Genomic DNA, 4,836 nt, shown 5'->3' with positions numbered 1-4,836 from the left:
TTAGTTGACTTATCGTAGAGAGATTGGCGAAGTCCACTAGGGGCTGGGCGCTAGAGCTAGACACCACACAAAACTATTTACTTGTCTATTTCTTAAGAAAAGAACGGCAGCCCGTTGGGCCGCCGTTCTTTTCTTGTTATTGAAATACTTCTTCTTCAATCGCTTGGAAAGTCTCATCTAATATATCAATCATTTTCTCAATTTCTTCTTTTGTAATAACCAATGGTGGAGCAAATACAAGTGTATCTTGATCAAAGGTAACAGCACGGATAATCAATCCTCGTCTAGCTGCTTCATTGACAATTCTAGGTGCTAAAGGCGAATCAAAGCCTTCTCCTGTTTGTTGATTCTTCACAATTTGAATACCGCCAATCAAGCCCAGTGCTCTTACATGACCTACGATTTTATGCTTACTTTGAAGCTTTTGGAATCCAGCGAGTAATTCAATACCCATTAACTTTGAATTCTCTACTAACTTTTCGCTTTCAATAATTTCAAGATTCTTTAATCCAACTGCGCATGCCATTGCATGACCACTATACGTGTATCCATGTAATAATGTGTCTTTAGATAATGCAATGAAATCTTGATGAATCGGCTCAGACACAATCACTCCGCCAAGTTGTGCATAACCGCTAGTTATACCTTTTGCAAAGCATAGCATATCAGGTACTACACCGAAATTCTCCATGCCAAAGAATGTCCCAGTGCGTCCGAATCCTGTAATAACTTCATCAGCAATCATTAGTATTCCGTATTCATCACAGATTGCTCTTACTTCTTGGAAATATCCTTCAGGAGCTATATTAACTCCACCTGCTCCTTGAACTGGCTCAGTAATAAAGGCAGCAATCGTCTCAGGTCCTTCCTTTTCAATTGTCTCACGCAACGCTGCCGTAGACATACCATCCGTATAGTAAAAATCAGGTGCATTAGAATTTGTAAAGTCCCTGAACGGTTTCAATCCTGTTGCACTAGTCGCCCCCATCGCTACACCATGATAAGATTTCGTTCTTGAAATAATTTTCTTTCGGTTCGGTTGACCTTTTAAAATCCAATAATGACGAGCTAGCTTGAATGCCGTATCATTTGATTCCGAACCGCCTGACGTAAAGAAAACCGCATTTAAATTACCAGGAGCCAAAGATGCTATTTTCGTCGCTAAGCGAATAGCTGGTTCATTGCTATATGTAGAAAAACTGGATGTAAAAGCTAATTTAGTCATTTGTTGCTTCGCAGCTTCCCCCAATTCCTCTCGACCATGACCAACATTAACATTCCATAAAGATGACATCCCGTCAATAACCGTTTTTCCATTCACATCCGTCAAATAAATTCCTTTACCTTCCGTAAAGATAAAAGCAGGTCCATTCGCTTGCTGCTGTGAAATGGAAGTAGTTGGATGAATAAAATGTTTTTTATCTAATTCCGCTAACTCTTGACCGATTGTTGATTCTTTTAACATGAACAATACATCCCCTTCAACATCGAATATTTTGAAAATTTAATATATTTATTATCACATAGTGTAACACCTTTTCCCAACTTTTTAAATATAGTAAAAATAGCATGGCGACTCATACATCGCCATGCTATTAGTTGATATTATTCAAATTTCCAGTCATCAAGTGAAGAAATAACGTAGGTTGGTTGCTGTTCATAGTTTCTCAATAACTCAGGAGTTGTCACTCCTGTATGTACAAGCAGTGTATCTAAACCAGCATTCATTCCTGCAAGAATATCCGTATCATAATTATCACCAATCATTAACGTATCTTCTTTATCAATTCCTAATACTTCTAAAGCTTGTTCCATTATAATCTTTTCAGGCTTGCCAATAAAAGTTGGTTGCACACCTGTTGATACCGTTACAACAGACGTCAATGAGCCATTCCCAGGGAGTAAGCCTTTTTCCGTTGGAATAGCAATATCACCATTTGTGGAAATGAATGTAGCTCCACTTCGCACACCTAAGCAGGCACTCGTTAACTTACTATAGTTAATGTCACGGTCAATACCTGTTACAACAAAATCAGGATTTTCCTCAACAAATGTAAATCCTTTTTCTTTCAATGCCGTTTTAATGCCTTCTTCTCCAATTACATACACAGAAGCATTTTGATTCATATTGTAAATATAGTTGGCTGTTGCTTGGCTTGTAGTAAATACTTGCTCTTCAGTAGCAGGTATATCAAATTGTTGTAGTTTTTCTGCAACCTGTGCAGGTGTTCTTGAAGAATTATTCGTTACAAATAAGTAAGGTAAATTTCTTCGTTGTAATTCATAAACAAAATGTCCCGCTTCTTCTATCTTCTCGGTACCTCTGTACATCGTACCATCTAAATCTATTAAAAAGCCTTTGTATTGTTTCAAAGAATTCACTCCTAATATGTTAGAAATACTTATACTTCCAAATACATTATCCAATCAATACTGTAACATAGGAAAAATCTTTGTGCAAAATCAATAAATACCTTATAAATTGGGTGTTAATTTAAAAAAGCTACTCTTAAATAGAGTAGCTTAACCAGTTATCTTGTGTACCGCACACTTTGTCATAAAATCTTTGTGCTTGATAATTATCGTTAATTCAAGATAAAAAGAGGATGTCCCATAAGGTAGTGGTGTTTTAGATTTCTACATAGGCATTCGTCTAATTTAAATGGATATACATGAAATTTTATCTTTTTCCGAAAGCGCCAAAGGTGGGCATTTTCAACATACTCAGCAAGCATAACAAATTTCTCGTAACCTATAACGAAGGGCTTAAAAGCGTAAAAGGGCGTTCGAAAAGTGATTGATAATCACTTTTCGGACAGCCCCTTTCGTGAATTGCTTATTAATTTATAAATGCCGATACTGGTCCTAATTCGTTCTCTAAGTACTTTCGAACAGTAGCTGGGAAGTTTACGAATGCTGTGATATTTTGATTACATGTTTCTTGTAAAACGTTGTAATCCACATTCACATATTCTTGTACGATGATTTTTCGTAATGGAAGAATACTCTTGAACTGCTGCTCCATTTCTTGTGAAATCACTTTCTCATCAAGGAGAATATCGATAATATCTTCATAACTACCTGGGTCTCTCATAATAAAACCATCAATAATTGCATTACTTACATCTAATACACAGTCGGTCATTACATGGATTATTCTTTCAAGCGCTAGTTCGCCTAGGTCTCCTTCCCACTGCTTAGTTTCCTGATAAAGCTTACTATACTTTTCTAAATAAATAAGGTTTTGTTCTATTTTTTGTCGGTCAACGAAGTACATACTATTTCTTCCTTTCAAAATCGCTTCAATATTTGCGTACAGTACAAACTAAATATTCTTTATGATTTGATAGTATCATAGCTTCTTATTGACTATCAATTCATACAAGTTTGATTCATCTGTAATATGAAAGCACTTTCAATTGAATGTTCAAGAAAAGTTCTAAGATGTTTTTGATGATTTAAACAAAAATATCTAAAGTCTGTTAGAATAGTTGATGGAATTCGATGTATTGGAGGAGTAATTTTGGAACGTGAATTAGCATTGGAAATTGTTCGAGTTACAGAGGCAGCAGCACTTGCATCCGCTCAGTGGATGGGAAGAGGCAAGAAGAACGAAGCAGATAATGCTGCGACAACAGCTATGCGTAAAATGTTTGATTCGGTTAATATGGAAGGAACCGTTGTCATTGGTGAGGGAGAACTAGATGAAGCTCCTATGCTATATATAGGTGAGAAACTAGGAACTGGCCAGGGTCCAAAAGTTGATATTGCCGTTGATCCACTTGAAGGTACAACAATTGTAGCAAAAGGAAACAGTAACGCGATGGCAGTTATTGCTGCAGCGGACAAAGGTACTCTACTTCATGCTCCAGATATGTATATGGAAAAAATCGCAGTAGGACCAAATGCTGCTGGTTTAGTACATTTAGATGATCCAATCGAAAAAACAATTGAAATTGTTGCAAAAGCAAATAATAAACGTATTCAAGACTTATGTGTTATTGTACAAGAAAGAGAACGCCATCAAGATTTAATTGACCGCATCAGAACGAAAGGCGCGAGAGTAAGCTTATTCCAAGATGGCGATGTAAGTGCTGCCATCGCAACCGCATTTCCTTCTACAGGAATTGACTTATTCATTGGAATTGGCGGGGCTCCTGAAGGTGTTATTTCTGCAGCAGCTATTAAATGTCTTGGCGGAGATATGCAAGCAAGACTTGTCCCACACACACTGGAAGAAGAGGATCGTTGCCGTAAAATGGGGCTAGAAAACCCTCGCCAATTATTAACTTTAAACGACTTAGTAAGTGGAGAAGACGCGATCTTTGCAGCAACTGGTGTTTCAAACGGTGACTTATTAGCTGGTGTACGTTTCTTAGGTGGCGATTTAGTTGAAACAGATTCAATCGTTATGCGAAGTAAAACAAAAACAGTGCGCTTCGTTAAAGCACATCACCATTTAAATCATAAACCGCATCTTGTTTTTGTATAAGGGGGATTAGTGTGGAAGAACGTTTTTATTTATACGATGATAAGGAACAAACGACGACTCGGTTTGTTAGCTTTGTGGGGGAAACTGAACGATTTGATTTAGCTATAACTTCATCCGAACGATTCTACGGCAAACAGCTTGTACTCAATATGCAGAGCAATCGCTTTGCCATCATCGGTCCAGATGATTTAGAAGAAGACGGATATTTAGAGCATGCCTATCAAATATCGGCTAACCAAGCAGAAGAGCTAAAGGATTTTTTATCAGAGCTTATTTAACTTAAGAAAAGCAGAAGCGTCCGTTTTGCTCCGTATGGACTGGAGCCCTCCGACTGAGATAAAGGA

5 protein-coding genes are annotated in these 4,836 nt (G+C 37.4%); 2 read left to right on the top strand and 3 right to left on the bottom strand.

The genetic code is table 11. The features are described from left to right. Positions 1-136: 136 nt before the first annotated feature. The 3 genes from V7014_RS07690 to V7014_RS07680 all read right to left on the bottom strand — a co-directional run bounded on the left by V7014_RS07690 (position 137) and on the right by V7014_RS07680 (position 3,277). Positions 137-1,465, bottom strand: a complete 1,329-nt coding sequence (locus tag V7014_RS07690) for an aminotransferase family protein (RefSeq protein WP_335505833.1) — start codon at positions 1,463-1,465, stop codon at positions 137-139. A gap of 140 nt (positions 1,466-1,605) precedes the next feature. Next, on the bottom strand, positions 1,606-2,373 hold the full coding sequence (locus V7014_RS07685; RefSeq protein ID WP_335505831.1) for a TIGR01457 family HAD-type hydrolase: 768 nt from the start codon (positions 2,371-2,373) through the stop codon (positions 1,606-1,608). Positions 2,374-2,839: 466 nt separating this feature from the next. Beyond that, positions 2,840-3,277 (bottom strand): DUF86 domain-containing protein, encoded by a 438-nt coding sequence (locus tag V7014_RS07680; protein ID WP_335505830.1) that lies wholly within the window; start codon positions 3,275-3,277, stop codon positions 2,840-2,842. A gap of 246 nt (positions 3,278-3,523) precedes the next feature. Between V7014_RS07680 and glpX the strand changes: the two genes are divergently transcribed. Together glpX and V7014_RS07670 are read left to right on the top strand one after the other, a co-directional pair. Then, complete coding sequence (gene glpX / locus V7014_RS07675; protein WP_335505828.1) at positions 3,524-4,492, top strand: class II fructose-bisphosphatase; 969 nt, start codon at positions 3,524-3,526, stop codon at positions 4,490-4,492. A gap of 11 nt (positions 4,493-4,503) precedes the next feature. After that, complete coding sequence (locus V7014_RS07670; protein ID WP_335505826.1) at positions 4,504-4,770, top strand: DUF3055 domain-containing protein; 267 nt, start codon at positions 4,504-4,506, stop codon at positions 4,768-4,770. Positions 4,771-4,836 lie beyond the last annotated feature (66 nt).

It is taken from the genome of Bacillus sp. JJ722 (assembly GCF_036963345.1).
Lineage (GTDB): Bacteria > Bacillota > Bacilli > Bacillales > DSM-1321 > Bacillus_AD.
Note: the sequence above shows the minus strand (reverse complement) of the source record. Positions and strands in the feature narration are given on the sequence as shown.